Origin of the sequence: Klebsiella sp. K4 (assembly GCF_014596785.2) — a bacterium.
Lineage (GTDB): Bacteria > Pseudomonadota > Gammaproteobacteria > Enterobacterales > Enterobacteriaceae > Klebsiella > Klebsiella pneumoniae.
This window is the reverse complement of record NZ_CP115021.1, coordinates 3075620-3090000: the sequence shown is the minus strand read 5'-3', so window position 1 is coordinate 3090000 and position 14381 is coordinate 3075620. Positions and strand designations below refer to the sequence as shown.

At 50.3% G+C, this 14381-nt stretch carries 21 protein-coding genes and 1 pseudogene; 15 read left to right on the top strand and 7 right to left on the bottom strand.

Annotation, left to right across the window (positions count from 1 at the left end; genetic code table 11):
- Window positions 1-16: 16 nt before the first annotated feature.
- From IB144_RS15455 to IB144_RS15440, 4 genes and pseudogenes are all read right to left on the bottom strand, one after another.
- A pseudogene (locus IB144_RS15455) lies at window positions 17-1176 on the bottom strand (RecT family recombinase).
- Window positions 1139-4249 (bottom strand): RecE family exodeoxyribonuclease, encoded by a 3111-nt coding sequence (locus IB144_RS15450; RefSeq protein ID WP_117242995.1) that lies wholly within the window; start codon window positions 4247-4249, stop codon window positions 1139-1141. Before IB144_RS15450 ends, IB144_RS15455 begins: the two are co-directional and overlap by 38 nt.
- 137 nt (window positions 4250-4386) lie before the next feature.
- The gene (locus IB144_RS15445) at window positions 4387-4542 is read right to left on the bottom strand and encodes a YdaE family protein (protein ID WP_020804294.1); all 156 of its coding nucleotides are present in this window, start codon (window positions 4540-4542) and stop codon (window positions 4387-4389) included.
- An 8-nt stretch (window positions 4543-4550) separates the two neighbouring features.
- Window positions 4551-4742: a YebW family protein gene (locus IB144_RS15440; RefSeq protein WP_020804303.1), complete on the bottom strand. Its 192-nt coding sequence runs from the start codon at window positions 4740-4742 to the stop codon at window positions 4551-4553.
- A gap of 293 nt (window positions 4743-5035) precedes the next feature.
- On the opposite strand from IB144_RS15440, the gene IB144_RS15435 reads away from it, so the two are divergent.
- A complete protein-coding gene (locus IB144_RS15435) occupies window positions 5036-5266 on the top strand; it encodes a hypothetical protein (protein WP_153932150.1) in 231 nt (76 codons plus the stop codon).
- Window positions 5267-5611: 345 nt separating this feature from the next.
- Window positions 5612-5824 carry a hypothetical protein gene (locus IB144_RS15430; RefSeq protein ID WP_101996020.1) on the top strand — a complete coding sequence of 71 codons (213 nt, stop codon included), beginning with the start codon at window positions 5612-5614 and terminating at the stop codon, window positions 5822-5824.
- Between the two features lie 44 nt (window positions 5825-5868).
- On the opposite strand, the gene IB144_RS15425 is transcribed toward IB144_RS15430, so the two are convergent.
- The 3 genes from IB144_RS15425 to IB144_RS15415 form a co-directional block, all read right to left on the bottom strand.
- Entirely contained in the window at window positions 5869-6696 is an 828-nt protein-coding gene (locus tag IB144_RS15425) for a DUF3037 domain-containing protein (RefSeq protein ID WP_064149204.1), read from the bottom strand.
- Window positions 6693-7442: a HipA family kinase gene (locus IB144_RS15420; protein ID WP_064149203.1), complete on the bottom strand. Its 750-nt coding sequence runs from the start codon at window positions 7440-7442 to the stop codon at window positions 6693-6695. The genes IB144_RS15425 and IB144_RS15420 overlap by 4 nt, the downstream gene beginning before the upstream one ends.
- Before the next feature lie 437 nt (window positions 7443-7879).
- Window positions 7880-8266 (bottom strand): helix-turn-helix domain-containing protein, encoded by a 387-nt coding sequence (locus tag IB144_RS15415; protein WP_101996022.1) that lies wholly within the window; start codon window positions 8264-8266, stop codon window positions 7880-7882.
- A gap of 103 nt (window positions 8267-8369) precedes the next feature.
- Between IB144_RS15415 and IB144_RS15410 the strand changes: the two genes are divergently transcribed.
- The 13 genes from IB144_RS15410 to IB144_RS15350 all read left to right on the top strand — a co-directional run bounded on the left by IB144_RS15410 (window position 8370) and on the right by IB144_RS15350 (window position 14351).
- Complete coding sequence (locus IB144_RS15410) at window positions 8370-8597, top strand: YdaS family helix-turn-helix protein (protein ID WP_101996023.1); 228 nt, start codon at window positions 8370-8372, stop codon at window positions 8595-8597.
- A 5-nt stretch (window positions 8598-8602) separates the two neighbouring features.
- A complete protein-coding gene (locus tag IB144_RS15405) occupies window positions 8603-9166 on the top strand; it encodes a toxin YdaT family protein (protein ID WP_117157523.1) in 564 nt (187 codons plus the stop codon).
- Between the two features lie 348 nt (window positions 9167-9514).
- Window positions 9515-10435 (top strand): replication protein, encoded by a 921-nt coding sequence (locus IB144_RS15400; protein WP_032409425.1) that lies wholly within the window; start codon window positions 9515-9517, stop codon window positions 10433-10435.
- Entirely contained in the window at window positions 10432-11175 is a 744-nt protein-coding gene (locus tag IB144_RS15395; protein WP_117157524.1) for a replication protein P, read from the top strand. Before IB144_RS15400 ends, IB144_RS15395 begins: the two co-directional genes overlap by 4 nt.
- Window positions 11168-11503: a DUF977 family protein gene (locus IB144_RS15390; protein ID WP_117157525.1), complete on the top strand. Its 336-nt coding sequence runs from the start codon at window positions 11168-11170 to the stop codon at window positions 11501-11503. The genes IB144_RS15395 and IB144_RS15390 overlap by 8 nt, the downstream gene beginning before the upstream one ends.
- Window positions 11496-12281, top strand: coding sequence for a ParB/RepB/Spo0J family partition protein (locus tag IB144_RS15385; RefSeq protein ID WP_117157526.1), 786 nt, complete (start codon window positions 11496-11498; stop codon window positions 12279-12281). The genes IB144_RS15390 and IB144_RS15385 overlap by 8 nt, the downstream gene beginning before the upstream one ends.
- Window positions 12278-12481, top strand: coding sequence for a hypothetical protein (locus tag IB144_RS15380; protein ID WP_020804603.1), 204 nt, complete (start codon window positions 12278-12280; stop codon window positions 12479-12481). Before IB144_RS15385 ends, IB144_RS15380 begins: the two co-directional genes overlap by 4 nt.
- On the top strand, window positions 12474-12728 hold the full coding sequence (locus IB144_RS15375) for a hypothetical protein (RefSeq protein WP_020804604.1): 255 nt from the start codon (window positions 12474-12476) through the stop codon (window positions 12726-12728). The genes IB144_RS15380 and IB144_RS15375 overlap by 8 nt, the downstream gene beginning before the upstream one ends.
- Window positions 12725-12946: a hypothetical protein gene (locus tag IB144_RS15370; RefSeq protein ID WP_023286281.1), complete on the top strand. Its 222-nt coding sequence runs from the start codon at window positions 12725-12727 to the stop codon at window positions 12944-12946. The genes IB144_RS15375 and IB144_RS15370 overlap by 4 nt, the downstream gene beginning before the upstream one ends.
- A 3-nt stretch (window positions 12947-12949) precedes the next feature.
- Complete coding sequence (locus IB144_RS15365; protein WP_117157527.1) at window positions 12950-13522, top strand: hypothetical protein; 573 nt, start codon at window positions 12950-12952, stop codon at window positions 13520-13522.
- On the top strand, window positions 13522-13761 hold the full coding sequence (locus IB144_RS15360) for a hypothetical protein (RefSeq protein ID WP_047670651.1): 240 nt from the start codon (window positions 13522-13524) through the stop codon (window positions 13759-13761). Before IB144_RS15365 ends, IB144_RS15360 begins: the two co-directional genes overlap by 1 nt.
- A 2-nt stretch (window positions 13762-13763) precedes the next feature.
- Window positions 13764-13997 (top strand): DinI family protein, encoded by a 234-nt coding sequence (locus IB144_RS15355; protein WP_004184503.1) that lies wholly within the window; start codon window positions 13764-13766, stop codon window positions 13995-13997.
- Between the two features lie 105 nt (window positions 13998-14102).
- On the top strand, window positions 14103-14351 hold the full coding sequence (locus IB144_RS15350) for a hypothetical protein (protein ID WP_071557491.1): 249 nt from the start codon (window positions 14103-14105) through the stop codon (window positions 14349-14351).
- Window positions 14352-14381 lie beyond the last annotated feature (30 nt).

Here is a 14381-nt window from a genome sequence, read left to right as displayed (position 1 = left end):
TCCCCTCCCAATCTGGTTAACCCACGTATTCCGGTTTCATGTCGTCCAGGGCGATGCGGAACTGGTCATACAGTTCATCACCGAGGTGGCGTTTCGCGCCGTTGAGAATGCCTTCAGCTTTAGCGAACAGTTCGACGGCTTCCGGTTCTCCGGGATTAGGTAGAGAGTTGATCGCGGCCTCAACTTTGTTTCGGGCGTCTACCATGAAATAACGCTGCACGGCTTTACCTTTCAGTTCGGTGAAAAGAACAGTGCCCAACACAGCTTTCTCTTTATCCAGATCCGCCCTGATGGCTTTTGCTGCATCGACCGATTCGGCGCGCTCAATGCGGTCACGGAAATCATCTGCCAGGGAATCAATATTGAGAGCTGAATCCTGCGCGCTGGTGGTGATGTCTGTTCCGCTGGTGATCTCTGCGACAGACATTCTTTGCGCCGGCGCCGGGTTTATTTCTCGCTCGGTCCTTTGTTCAACTTCATCCGGGCTGTAAACACCCAGGATGACTTCCGGGCAATACAGCCGTGCCCAGTATTTGACGCCCAGATAAGCGATCTGCTGTTTCGGGTTAGAAACCCACAAAGGAGAATTACGTGTGACGACTCCAGAGAGATAAAGTGGCTCCCCCCAGGTGATTTCTGATTCACCGCGCAGAATCGCGCCGACCTGGACGAATAACCCGATTTCGTCTTCATCAGTCCAGCCCCGCACCCGTTCTGTAACGCTGTATTTCCCATTTTTACCGTGTTTTTCCCTGGTAATTTCCTGCGTCCTTGTGCAACGTTCCCAGTCGCCGCCGTAGCGATAATGAAATCGACCGTTAATAGCGCTGGAACTGGCGATTACCGCGTTGACGAGCTGGGCTTCATATCCGAGCACGCCGTTTACCAGATGCGTTTTTTGCGCGACTGCATAGGGATTCATGCCCCACTGCATAGCCTGCATAACGATGGCCATGCAATCGGCTGGCTTACCTGCAAGGTGAGCTGGCACTGTCACTTGTGAATCAGCCATAAGGTTTGCGAAAGCAGTTAACTGACCGAGAGCCTGAACGTTAAAGATCGCGTTGCTAGCTGAAATGGTGTTTGGTGCCTGCTGTTCGGCTGTAACAATGTTAGTGTTTTCCATGACTGTTCCCCCTTATGCCTGTACGCGCAGCGCTTCGAGACGGCGCATATCAAAATCGTTAAGTTCTTCGGTGTAGTCTTCGGTAATCGGCGCCGGCCATTCGCCAGTGTCGAAACCGTTCGCGATGGCACGCATTGCTTTGCGATATTCCAGCATGCCGAGTTCCAGCAGTTCTTCGGATGCCTCGATGATGGCGATCCAGTGGTAGTTCTCGTCTTTGTTGACGAATATCCAGAAGAACTGGTCAAGGGCTGCGGTTTCGCAGTACATAGCCGCGCTCAGGTGGTAATCGCGCTCGATGATTTCCCGGTGCAGCTTCGCGCGCAGGCCTTCCTGCTTAATGTTCCACATACTGATGGTTTTCAGGTCCGCACCAATGCGCAGGCCGCCCATGTCTATCTCAAGGTCAGGGCGCACGCGAACTTCCAGCCCGGTTTCCTCATCAATGCCGAAATAGCTCACCTCGACGGCACGGCTCGGGTGCGTCAACAACTTGCCAGCGGTCGGGTGATTCAACAGTGCTTTCTGAATGGCCAGTGCCGTAGCCAGCTGCTGGCGGGTAACCAGCACTTTTCCTTCCGGGTTCTCGCGCCATGCATCCAGCAGCTCGTCGGCAAACACGGCATCCGGTTTTACCGATTTCACGGCTTGAATCAGTTCGGCCTTTGTACCAGAGACTTTCAGGGGCTGCGCCTTCTGTGCTTCCTGAGCAACCATGTCAGGATTAATAAGCGCCAGCTGTTCCAGTAAGACATCGCGGCCACCGCTGGTTTTCACCTGGGCGGGTAGGGTGGCGTTGTATTCTTTGATGCAGGCCTTCATTGCGCTGGCGGTTTGCTTCTGACCGTCTTCAATGCGCTGGAACTCAGCAGGTAAAGACATATAACCCTGGCCGGTTTCTTCAAATGATGTACCCAAGGGAACCTGGGCGGGCAGGTTCGCGTTGTATTCCTCCAGGAATCTCTTGATGTCCTCTGCGCTGAGCAAAACCGGAAGCCCGTTGTTGTATTCGTCGATAAATGCGCGGATCGTCGCCGTCGTGGTGAAGGCACCTTCCGGGATTTCCGGCTCGATACTGAATTCTTTTTCCAGCTGATCAGGCTGCAGCGCCAGTGCATGCACCAGATTGCCCATATCCAGAACAGGAGAGCGCACCTTCTGGATGGTTTTGGATACGTGGCGCGCCTCGAAATACATCAGCGATACCCGGGCATCTTTAACCATCGTGGAGCTGATGCCGTTAGCGGCGTGGTAGACCTCATTTGGCACGCTTTCATATCGACCAGGCTCGAAATACTCCGGCCATGCTGGTGCTGCTTGTTCAGCCTCTTTCTCTTCATCTCTATGAGCACTCTCGGAAACCTGGCTTTTCAGCACTTCGGCGGTAAGATCCGGGCAGCGTTCAGCCAGTATTTTGCTCATGTTCACGGCAATTGTTTGCGCAGGAGGCTCATCAGCGCCTTCGCCTGCTGATACCGCATTATCATTTTCGTCTTCGACCGGCTGAGCCGTTTCCATCTGCACATCGCTGGTGGTTTCCCCGGAATTAGCTGGATGTAATTTTTCCTCTGCAGCGCGCTGGCGCGCCTGGTCCACGATAGAAAGTGCTGGTGCTGGTGCTGGTGATGGCTGGCTATCCATCAGACCATCAATCGAAAAAACACCATTGCCCATGTTTGAAACTTCAGGCTGTTTGGGTTTGGTCAGGTCTTCGGTTATCCACTTCGGATCCGTGGGGTCACTGATGCCTTCGACATATTCGCCACGTTCGGCGGCCAGAACCTGATTAGCGTCAGGGCGTTTCTTTTGAGCTTCTTTCACCAGTTCGGTGCCAATTACCTGAAAGTCAGTTGGGAGAGTTTCCAGGTCAGGCACACCTTCATCTCCATCGATAGCCTTTTTCACAGCGTCCAGAGTGACGGCGGCAGATGAAACATGACCAGCTTTTTCAAGAGTCTCAGCAGAAGGGGCGTCATGCTTATGCTCGGTCAGGTTCGCATTGATATAGGTCTGCAAACTTACCGGGAAATGATGAATGTCGCTGGTGGCGCCACGAATAAGGGCAAAAATCGCGGCGCGGGAATAATCCAGGATGCCTGCAACCTTGCGCAGCGCTGCCGACCATTCCTTGAACGGACTTTCTTTCTTCTGAACGATCTCTTTGGCCCGGCGGTGAATTGATGCCGGGAAATTGTAGATATCGAAATCCATTGGCATTGTGGCCAGGGCTATTTCTACATCGAGCGTATCAAGGGTATGGGTGTAGTCAGGGTTGCGATCGGTTTTATTACCGCCGCCAGCATTAGTTCCTGCATCAGTTTTCAAAACCGAAGAAATGCAGTTACCGGCAGCCCATTCCCTGGTGAGAATGCCGCGGTCGATCGCGTTCGTGGCGAACCACAGCTTTGCAAACTGAATACGTTTGCCGAGCTCATGCCGTTTCCCTTCCGGGAAGACTTTTTTATTGGCGCTGGTGAATTTCCAGAGCGTCGGCATATCGTATTTTTTGATTTCAGGGATATTCTCGGCGGCCAGAATCAGATCCTGGACGGCTGCGTTATCAGTGTCCATTTCCAGAACTGACAGCTCCTGCCGGTGAGGCATGCTGATATGATAAACGTGACTCTCTTCGGCCATATACTGCGCCAGCAGCTGAGCGCGAAAGGGGAGTTCTGCCACGTTAAAAAGCGCGCTTGAATCGTCCTGGTATTCATCGCTGCCGAAAGTTTCCACGGTCTCATCTTGTGCCGCGTCGCCAGTAGTATTGGCATCAACCAGCTCTCCAGTAACGGCCTCAGAGGATACTCCGGCATTATCGCCGTGATGAACATCAGCAGGCGCCAGTCCTGGCTTAAGAGTCCAGGTGCGGCCATCGTCGCCGAGCTGGTAGCGTTCGCACCATGAGTAATCGAGAACACCCTCCGCTGGCAGGTCGTTGAATACCGGGAAATCGGTGCGAATAGGTTTTTGATAGTCTTTGCCGCGGCCTGTTTCGATCCCAGCGTCTTCCAGATCGACGTCGAGCTGCAGTAGAGCGCGGGCTTCTGATTTATTAGTGCGCCAGATTACGGCATCAGCTTTACCCGATTTTTGAGTCGCTTTTATCAGATAAAAATATTCCATGTGATAGCCTCTATTTTGGATGTAGAATCCCCCGGGCCATTGGTAGCGCCCATTTAGGGTGGTCATTGGTTTTGGTAATTTCCGGTGTAACTTTGGTCGGTGGCACCGGACGTACAGCCCGCTTCGGCGGGTTTACGTTAGCTCTCGTGCGCCATCTGGTCGTAAGAGGCGCAGCGTTCAGAGCAATACTCTTTTTCTTTCCGTGCTAGCTGGTTCCCCTGGAGGTACAACAGGGTGCTTACCACTGGCTTTCCCTCGATTGCTTTACTGCAGTAACCGCATTTCTTCTGCATTCTTCCCCCTACATTTGCACCGTGAACCCGGCCGGATGCTCGTCCAGTAAACCTTTCAGTGGATAACATTCAGCTTTCACGTGTTGCTCTTCTGCAGCTGCCTTGCAGTCATTCTCAGTGTCGTAAACGCCGAGCAGGACATCCTGATTACCGCCCGTCAGCATGCTGACGGTGAGAACCAGGGCAAACATCGTGCTCATGAAGGGCCTCCTTTTTGCGCGAGCATGTAGCACACCCGGCGGATGAAAGCCGACAGCGGATTTAAACGAACAGCCTGCTGACGAGCGGGTTTGCGTGCGAAATCATTCATAGAAACAATCCCCTCAGTGCGCTGAAGAGCGCGATCCAGATGAAGAGCCCAATAACTGCTGAAATGATCAGGGCTCTGATGCCTTGCTTGCTCATTCCAACTCCTCATGTTTGCCTGTCTTTTAACCACTTCAGGCTCGGTGGTATGCTGGTAGTTCTCACACAGCCAGCAAGGAAATAAAAAATGTCAAAACTGACAACTATGAAAGTTGCTTGCCCTGATTGCGGAAGCGAGATGCTCAAGCGTCCCGATGGTTTCGACTTTGATACAAATTTTGTTGGCGTCAGTTGTGCCAACTGTGGTCGAGAAATCACTAAGGACGATGTTGTTAAGCAAGGGACGGATGTTGTCAAAAAGCAGGTTGACGACATCCTCAGGGATGCCTTCAAGGGAACGGGCTGGAAGCTCAAGTAACCCCAGTAGTTCCTCGACCTGATTGATTACTTCCGTGGCGTCTATTTCGAGTTCAATAGGCGCCACCTTTACCTTACTCATCTCACCCTCATTGCCTTGTCGCCGGCCAGCGGAACGTTTAAACCTACTGCGCGTTGCTCTCTCCACCTCATCCGGTGTTTCGTATGCCGCCGGCAGCTACTTCGTGGGCGTCCTGCCTGGGTGTGTTCTTGTGTGAGTTGATGTTAAGCCTTGGACTTAAACTTTGTCAAGTCCTGGGCTAAGTTGGCGTTAAGTTTGTGACTTAATTTTTATGGGGAGTAGCAGTGTGCTACGCCCACAAAATCACCAAGGAAGGCTGTGGGTATGGGGTACGGTGATGAGTTTTTCGCGGAGATGCACCCGCAAATAGCGCCGGTTATCGGGATCGCGGTTATGCAGTTACTGGTTGAAAAGCAAGAGCCGTCAAGAGAGGCGCTGATAGAGATGATTCAGGTGTTGTGGCAGGAAGACCAGGTCGATCTGGCTGTGGAGTTGGCAATGGATGTGCTGATGCTGTGGAAAGAGTTGATGCAATAAAAAACCCGGCGCGGGGGCCGGGTGGAAAATACGATTACTCGTATTTATTTTTGGAACAATATTTTTTTCGCAAATTCAATAGTGTCTATATGATTTGATGCTGCTGTATGATTTATTTTCTTAGAGTCCATTGTTTTTTTAATCGTATCTATCACTTTTCGTTGCCCTGATGTTGGGGTTTCAGGTACTTCAAGAGTGAATAGCACATCATCAATATCTAATAAGTTCTCTTCAGCCGCACGGGTAACCCTCATTACCCAAGTATCACTATGTTCCATCATTTTACCCGGCTCGGTTTGAGTAAATGCGAGTGGTTTTATAGCACATTGAATTTCATTGCCTTTTTTGGCAACCAAAGGCATGGTGAACTTAGCATACGAACCTTCAATGGATTCATTCTTAAACGTATTTTTTAGACCATCTATTCTGTCAATGCTGCGTTTCAGTTCCCTAGCCAGTACATCTTCACGGCGTTCTTTTGTATAATCTGAGTGGTTTACATATTTATTGTAAATTCGATCCATCTCAGATTTAGGGTTCTCACTAAGAATCACACGAATAGAACTAAACTGGAATATTGACTCCTTTTTCGCTGTAAAATACCTAAAAAATTGAGCAAGTTGATGGTGTCCACTAATCTGAGTTGCCTGGGCTTTAGCAAACTGTAACTCTCTTTGAATGGTGTCTTTTGCTATCGGGAAGATACAGTCATCATGAAAAAAACTTCTTACGCGAGAATCGTTGCGCTTTGTGATCTGGAAATCAAAAAAGTTTTCTTTTGGCGCGCACATGACCACACCTATGTTTGCGAACTCTTCAGTTTCCGCATAAGGTGCGTACCGAACAATGCTGTAAAGGCATGGTGTACTCATGCTATGTCGCTCCAAAATTCATCGCTATCGCCTTTCTCTAACGTTTTTTGTACAAAAGGTAAAAATTCATCGTCAACAATCCATTCCTCCGGGATCTTCTGAATGATTGCTGGGAGCTTACAGTGACAGTCCGCTACCTTCTGTCTGTACTCGAGGCGATCAACTAAATCGTACTCCCACTTCCGGTTCCCCGGGCCATAAACATGCACCGTAAAATCTTCCGAAACAGCATTTTTATCAAATGATAGGTTATGGTCAATTAGATAATACTTATCATTGCCAACGTCATAAAGGATGTTGACGTTTCCTCCTTTGTCTGTAAGAGTGCGGTCAGCATTTAGTACCCATTTATCAAAGGCATATATTAGTTTTTGTTCATTTGTCGGTATGATGGCATCATTTCTAGACTGGGTAAAAGTAAGTGCGAGTGCACCTTCTATGTATCTTGAGGCGAAGGCAAGACCAGGCAGGATTTCATTTTGAAGTTCTGGAGCATACTCAATCAACTCCTCTGGGACGAAAACAATCTTAAAGTCGGGTAGTGATAGCCCTATGTCATAGGCCAAACACCCAGCAATAAATTCAGCAAGAAGGTTTTTTGGGGGCATGGACGGTTTTGCTTTTAAAACATACATTTGCCCATCATCACATTTGCATAGAAATGGTTGAGTAGAACCTTCCTTGATGCGGCGGATTATTTCAATGACATTGGGAATGACTGCACCTTTGTTGTCCATATCTGTCATCGCTATCCCTTAGAATATTTTAAATAGGCAGTTGCTATTGGCTAACATGTTGATTTTATTGTTTATTTTTGTATTTTCTTTGTTTTGTAAGAATCCGTAATCGCTAGCTATCTTAGTCAAAATCATCCCGCTCCCCCCTTCGCTTGAAGAAAATCTTCTCCAACCTGAGCACTATCCCAACCAGTCCGACAATTAGCAAAGTAATGAGTATGGGGATAACCAGATCAGACATACTTCCTCAGCATTGTTGAAGGTTTATCCAGACGCCTTATAAGGGGATTGCCTGTCCTGCTGCCAACCAGAAAATCATGATAGCTCTGCATTAAGCGCCAGGGTTCGCATAGTCGCCAAGAATGAACCAAGCCAGAAAACGACTGCAACGATGAACACGATCACCGGAAATGCTATACCAATTCTCATAAGACCACCCTTAACGGTCACTCGCCATCACCCTTAATCCGCCGCCCCATGTACTTGGCATACAGTTCGTCGAGCTCCTTTAGCCGTAGAGATACGATCCGCAACATGTTCTGCTGCTCATCTTCGGGCAATTGTCGATAGAGTTCGAGCAAACGTTGCTCGTCGGGCTTCAGCCCACTCCCTTCATTAACCTCTTCTCCCAGTAACCATGGCACTGACACCCCGGCGGCATCTGCGACCGCGAGCGCAGATTCCTTACTCATGGCGCCTTTCTTGAACCAGCCGTTCACGGACTGCGGCGTAATTCCCGCAACCCTAGCCATATCAGATTTTGTCATCCCGCGGCGAGTTAGTTCTGTTAGGCGCTCTACGAGAATCGGGTTAAGTAATTTTTTCTCAGTCATATCAGAAGAGTAAGCCTTTTGCTTATAAATTTAAATTAGCCTAGGGCTTGACTGTAAATTAAGTCTTAGGCTTAATTGGTGTATGTACTCACCGGAGACGACTATGAACGGATTAGAAAAGGCCATCAAAAAAGCAGGTACAGCTAGCAATCTGGCAACCCTACTGGGTATTAAACCCATGTCGGTAAGTCGCTGGAAAAATCGCTACAAAGGCGTTGTTCCTCACGATCGGGTATTGCCGATATTCAACATCACCGGCGTTACCCCGCATGAGCTGCGACCGGATCTCTACCCGAATCCAACTGACGGCTTGCCGCAGAACCGGGGGTAATAGCCATGCATTCCATTTCATTGCAACAGACTACCGGATTTCAGCAGGGATTGCTGATTCCGAATTATCAAAATGTCCCGCGCAACAACAATATGCTGACTCATATCAGGGAAGCCGTCCGCGCATGGAACAAAGCCACCCCCGGAGCTGCCCAGGATCACATATCGCAGTTGGTCGCGCGGGAGTGGATTGCGCGCGGTGGACGTGGGCTGCTTCTGGTGGGATCGAAGCACAACGTTAAGCAGAACTTTTTCAGAATGATTAACACGCCGGGCCCGAAGAACGACGCAAATCTGACAGCTCTGCTCCCAGTGATTATCGACGTGATGTCTCGCGACAACGAGAAAGTGGCCCGGGAATTTGGCCTGCTGAAGGGGAAGACCAAGGAAGAGATGATCGCCGAGGCTATCAAGGAATGCGCTGAAGCAAAGCAGGCGGTGATGCTGAATGCGCCAGAACACCAGAAACTGAAGGAGGTGAGCGAGGGAATAGCGTCGCTTTTCAGGCTAATGCCTGAGCAGACAGGAACGCTGATGACGATCGTGAGCTCAATGCTTGGCGTGATGTAAGCGGGGTATCCATGAATCACATCGATTTTATTGAGAAGAACGTCCGCGAGGAACTTCTTCGCCAGGGCTTCACGCAAGCAGTGGCTCAGGGGGGGCATGCCAGGCGGTCGATATGTACAAGCGGATGTCACAGGCAAGCCGCAAAGGGGGAATGTTTGACGATGTTATGCGATACGCAAAGTTATGGGCTGAGAAGCAGACCAGCGCAGCTGAACGCCGGGAAGCAAAGCGCAAAGTGCGAAAGGGCGGCGACCAGGCTGGGTTGTTCTGAAAGGGTGAAGACTGTTGTGCGCCAACACAGCCAGTCTTCGGGGTGTGAAAAAAGGGCTCTTAGTTCACGGAGTGAGTATGTCAAATACCGCTGAAGTTATCAATTTTCCGATTAAAACCGAGCGTTCGGGAGGTCAAATGGCCGACCTGGCTAACGGGTATACCAAGATCGCAAACGAGATACAGAAGCTCAAGCCACGTCTGCGGATGTCTGGTCGTGAGTGGCAGTGTCTTGAGGCTGTTATCTGGCTTACCTATGGATGGAACAAGAAGCAGGACCGAGTAACAAACACGGTGATTGCTGAGCTTACAGACCTCGGAGAGTCGCATATTTCCGACACAATCAAATCTCTCGCGGAGCGGAAAATTATCTTCGCTCATAAGCAGGGAGTGATGAAAATTGTCGGTATAAATACTGAGCTATCTGAGTGGATTTTAGACAAACCGAAAACGGGAAAACTCTTCCCGGAATCGGGAAAAGTGTTACCGAAAACGGGAAAACCTTTCCCGGAAACGGGAGACACCCAATACAAGAACAAGAACAATAGTAAAAGATCTTCTTCGTCTCGGAATTCTAAAGAATCCCGAAACGAGGAAACTTTGAAGTTTCTCTCTCGTCATCCAGAAGCGGCCGATGGGATTTATACCCCTGCGGGTAAATCCTGGGGAACAGCTGACGACCTCAAAGCCGCGCGATGGATTTTCGATAAAGCCCTCACCGTGAACGCCTCCCTCTCAGAGCCCAACTGGGTTGAATGGGCGAACACCATCCGCCTGATGCGTCTGCAGGACAAGCGCACTCACTATGAAATCTGCGAACTGTTCAAGTGGGCGAATGAAAATGATTTCTGGCAAGAAAACATTCTCTGCCCATCAAAACTACGCAAACAGTGGGATCAACTCACGACAAAAAGACTTCGTAGCCATAGCCCATCAAAAAACAAATCAGGCGCCAGTGCGCTGGACAATACCGATTGGATCGACGGGGTACTCGAATGAAATCTATCGCAGAAAGCATGCACAACTTCGACCGTGAAAACTTCCAGCGAGTGGCTGCCGGGCTTCCGGAAATGCAGGACGAGCATGCAGTAAAGCGCCAGGCGGCCAAGACTGCGGAGATCTTCAACGAGCTGTTCCGCCAGCTGCTTGCCGTATTCCCGGTGTTGGCCAACAAATCTGTGGAAGACCTCAACGAGATGCGTCGCCAGTGGTTGTTGGCGTTCAAAGAAAACGGGATCACCACAGTTGAGCAGATTAACGCAGGGATGCGGGTTGCGCGCAAACAGGAAAAACCATTTATGCCATCACCGGGACAGTTCGTCGCCTGGTGTCGTTCTGAGGAGGCGGTAACTGTAGGCCTGCCAGATGCGAGTGAGCTGGTTGAAATGGTTTACCAGTATTGCCGGACTCGCGGCCAGTATCCAGACGCTGAGTCGTACCCATGGCCTGAGCACAAAATCGAACCGTTAACGCTGAAACACAAAGCTTGCTACTGGATGGTTACTGGCTTGTACGCAGACATGCGCGCAAACGGCCTCAGCGACACTGAGCTGCGACGTAAGGCGCAGGATGAGCTTCTGCGTATGGTTCGTCGCTTGAATGCCGGGGAAGTGATTCCCGAGCCGGTTAAACAGATCCCAAAGCTTGGCGGACGTCCGCTGAGTAACGAGCAGGGCTTAAACAAAATCGCTGAAATCCGCGCGAAATTCGGTTTAGGCAGAGGGCGGAATCATGGCTAGAGCATTATCAGCAGTTGAGCGCAGAGAGTACGTCCGCGCAGTGATTCGGATCACCAGGCATCAGGGGCGCCTTACGACCACCGAGGCAATGAAAAAACTGGGGCTGAGCCGCGCTACTGTCCAGCGGTTTTTTTCCGAAGCAGAAGCGACTGGCGAGGTTGTCCGGCATGGTCGTTTGGGGCTGTTCCGCGATCAGCGGGCCGTCATCGACTTTGACATGAAGCGTTTTGGCCTGGTGCCGAAAGTTGCTGTTGGGATGAATTACAGCCTGCTTGGCAGTCCTGTTTTTCAGCGAGTTTTAGATGTTCAGGAGGCTATTCATGGCTAAGAATTCAATCGATGTATACGGTGCCAGCGGCAAAACAAACGTGCTCAATTTCGAGCCTGAAAACCTGCACCTGGTCACCGATAAGACCCACCCACTTTATGATGAGCGGGTACACCTGCCTATTGAGGAAGGGATGGTACTGAACATTGCGGAGCTGGGTGTACTTGAGCCGATCATCGTCTGGAAAGACCCTGAAACGGGGCTCACCTGCGTAGTTGTTGGCCGTCAGCGCGTTAAACATACCCTGGAGGCAAATAAACTCCGTCTGAAAGAAGGCAAAGACCCACTGCTTGTACCTGGAGTCGTTAAGCGCGGATCAGCAAATCAGATGGCTAAATACATGGTCAGTGAAAACGAAATTCGCCGACCTGATACACCGCTTGGCCGGGCTAAAAAAATGTCAGACGCGCTCGACCGCGGGCTCGATGAGGACGACATTGCGGTGTTGTTTGGCTGCAGCGTTCAGACCGTTCGTGCAACGCTCTCCCTTCTCGATGCCACTCAGGCCGTCCGGGAAGCGGTGGAGGCTGGAACTGTCACCGTTACCCAGGCACGTCAGCTAGGTGCGCTCACACCTGAAGAGCAGCGGGCAAAAGTAGCAGAAATCGAGCGGGCAACAGCTGGTACTAATGGCCACGAAAAAGCTCGTCGACAACGCCAGATTCTCGGTGAAGCAAAGCCGCGTCTCAAATCACGCAAAGAAATCGCAAAAGCCCTCGAAGGTGCCAGCGGTGAATACGCGGCGGCTCTGCGCTGGGTGCTTGGGGAGGCTGTATGACAATCGTAAAAACCCATACCGGCACCGTGATCACCAAAGACGGTCCGAAGGTAAAAAAACTGCACCAGACAGAGCGGATGTGGGTCGTCGGCAAAAACGAGTTTTACCATAAAGAAACCGGGCGCCGTCACTTTGCAGAAAATACGCGCCGCCGGTTGTTGTTGGAAACGATTGAGGCGATAGGTGGTTCACATGACTGAACACGTCGAAAAATACACAAACAAGGCTATAGAAATCATTGCCGACTATATCCAGCGCACTAACAAGAAAAACGAGCAGTTACAGGAAGCGAAGGTGCGCTTGGATAAAAAAATCGCTCTGTTCGCAGACGATGAGAACTGCAACACAAACAGGCTGATGTCCGTATTTTTACCAGCAATGACCAGCCATACCCGAGATGGCTTTTTCGAAGAGATAGCAGCGGCGTTAGAAGGAGCCAACCAATGACTAAGTATGAATTACTCGACTCAAAAATAATGAGCAAAATTGATGCGCACCCTACGCCATTTTCCAGTCTGTACGTCAGGGATGTAGCAGAAGAATGCGTCCGAATTGCAAAGGATGAGAATAAGCCAGAACCTTTCCGCATTCTCGATCGCCGGCTTCAGGCGCTACGTAAAGCGGGAAAAATCCGCAGTACATCCAAGGGCTGGGTGAGGGCTTAACCAATGACCAGTAAATTAACCAAAGAACGCCTCCTGGAAATCGCTGAAGATGGATTCCTGAAGCATGGCGAAAGCAAAGAGTTGGCCCGCATGGCGCTGGCCGAAAAGGCCAGCGAGCCGGTGATATTGTACCGGGAGTGCAATCCCTACAACGGCTTAACCACAGGCTGGCAAGAGCTTACCGAAAACGAGTTCTCATTCATCAAAGAGAATGCCGGGGAAAATGCAGAGTTCCTCACGCTCTATCGCCACGCGCAGCCGGTGCCGGTAGTGCCGGAGGAAAAACCAATTCCAAATACACTGGGCATGTACGCCGTGGATGCAGTAGCAGCCATCGCTGAGGTGAAGGGCTGGAACGCCTGCCGCGCCGCCATGTTGCAGGCTGGCAACTCTCCGGTTAACGATGTCACTGCTGGTAAACCGTTGACCATCATACTACCCGATATCAGCTCAAAGGCGTTCTGGAGTGGTTCCGGTAAAACCGAAGTATTCCATCCGGAGACTTACCGCCGTTGGGTTAAAGAAGCGATCGAACGTGGCTGTATTATCGCCTGCATTGATGCGGAGGTGAAATAGTGGACTCTTCACTGGAATACGCCTGCAAACGCCTGCAGGAACTGGAAAGCCTGTTGCTGGTGGATGTGCCTGAAAAAAGGTATTGCAACATGATAAAACCCGCTTCGGCGGGTTTTTTATTATGGAAAAACATCAATCTAAACATAAGCATGGTGTTGGCAAAAAGTGCTGCAGAGGGGTTGAACATTTCATGCAACCGGTATACTGTTTATTTGTACAGTATTCATGTGAGATGCTAACCATGAAAGTTGAAGTCACAATTGATAAACATAAAAAACTCCCTGATGGCGCCATACCTGCGCTTGAGCAAGAATTGCTGCGCCGCTTGTCCCAGTCTTATGATGACTGCAAATTAACCATTCGACGCACAAGCAACGATGGCCTTAGCGTTTTGGGCGGCGCTGATGGCGATAAAAAACGCGTTGAGCAAATTCTGCAAGAGACGTGGGAAAGCGCGGACGACTGGTTCTACTGATTCACCTTTTGGTGGCTGGCATTTCCCAAAGCATCGCAATAAGCGTGTCCCTTTGATGCTGTCACCGGACTTTTTTTTGCGTCTGTATGTCGCTCAGGGGGTAGTGTGAGTGATGGTATTGAGGTTCCTACTAATCATTCCTGGTACGATGTTGTCAGGAGATCAGATGGCGCCATTATTTGTAGCTTCCCGGCCGAAGGAAGGCATCTGATTTACAGGGTTAATGGCATAATTTCAATGCGACCTTTATTGCCTGAAGAAGAAATTTTTACTCTAAACGGATTTATGAAATTTGCGGAACGACTTGGCTACCGAGTTCTCCCACCTTCTGATAATATGAAATCAACGGCCTGAACAACCGTTACCTACTGCGCCACGGAGAGA

Excerpts from the sequence above, each read along its gene's own strand:
- IB144_RS15450 (WP_117242995.1), bottom strand. The coding sequence starts at position 4,249 with ATGGAATATTTTTATCTGATAAAAGCGACTCAAAAATCGGGTAAAGCT.
- IB144_RS15445 (WP_020804294.1), bottom strand. The coding sequence starts at position 4,542 with ATGCAGAAGAAATGCGGTTACTGCAGTAAAGCAATCGAGGGAAAGCCA.
- IB144_RS15440 (WP_020804303.1), bottom strand. The coding sequence starts at position 4,742 with ATGAGCACGATGTTTGCCCTGGTTCTCACCGTCAGCATGCTGACGGGC.
- IB144_RS15435 (WP_153932150.1), top strand. The coding sequence starts at position 5,036 with ATGTCAAAACTGACAACTATGAAAGTTGCTTGCCCTGATTGCGGAAGC.
- IB144_RS15430 (WP_101996020.1), top strand. The coding sequence starts at position 5,612 with ATGGGGTACGGTGATGAGTTTTTCGCGGAGATGCACCCGCAAATAGCG.
- IB144_RS15425 (WP_064149204.1), bottom strand. The coding sequence starts at position 6,696 with ATGAGTACACCATGCCTTTACAGCATTGTTCGGTACGCACCTTATGCG.
- IB144_RS15420 (WP_064149203.1), bottom strand. The coding sequence starts at position 7,442 with ATGACAGATATGGACAACAAAGGTGCAGTCATTCCCAATGTCATTGAA.
- IB144_RS15415 (WP_101996022.1), bottom strand. The coding sequence starts at position 8,266 with ATGACTGAGAAAAAATTACTTAACCCGATTCTCGTAGAGCGCCTAACA.
- IB144_RS15410 (WP_101996023.1), top strand. The coding sequence starts at position 8,370 with ATGAACGGATTAGAAAAGGCCATCAAAAAAGCAGGTACAGCTAGCAAT.
- IB144_RS15405 (WP_117157523.1), top strand. The coding sequence starts at position 8,603 with ATGCATTCCATTTCATTGCAACAGACTACCGGATTTCAGCAGGGATTG.
- IB144_RS15400 (WP_032409425.1), top strand. The coding sequence starts at position 9,515 with ATGTCAAATACCGCTGAAGTTATCAATTTTCCGATTAAAACCGAGCGT.
- IB144_RS15395 (WP_117157524.1), top strand. The coding sequence starts at position 10,432 with ATGAAATCTATCGCAGAAAGCATGCACAACTTCGACCGTGAAAACTTC.
- IB144_RS15390 (WP_117157525.1), top strand. The coding sequence starts at position 11,168 with ATGGCTAGAGCATTATCAGCAGTTGAGCGCAGAGAGTACGTCCGCGCA.
- IB144_RS15385 (WP_117157526.1), top strand. The coding sequence starts at position 11,496 with ATGGCTAAGAATTCAATCGATGTATACGGTGCCAGCGGCAAAACAAAC.
- IB144_RS15380 (WP_020804603.1), top strand. The coding sequence starts at position 12,278 with ATGACAATCGTAAAAACCCATACCGGCACCGTGATCACCAAAGACGGT.
- IB144_RS15375 (WP_020804604.1), top strand. The coding sequence starts at position 12,474 with ATGACTGAACACGTCGAAAAATACACAAACAAGGCTATAGAAATCATT.
- IB144_RS15370 (WP_023286281.1), top strand. The coding sequence starts at position 12,725 with ATGACTAAGTATGAATTACTCGACTCAAAAATAATGAGCAAAATTGAT.
- IB144_RS15365 (WP_117157527.1), top strand. The coding sequence starts at position 12,950 with ATGACCAGTAAATTAACCAAAGAACGCCTCCTGGAAATCGCTGAAGAT.
- IB144_RS15355 (WP_004184503.1), top strand. The coding sequence starts at position 13,764 with ATGAAAGTTGAAGTCACAATTGATAAACATAAAAAACTCCCTGATGGC.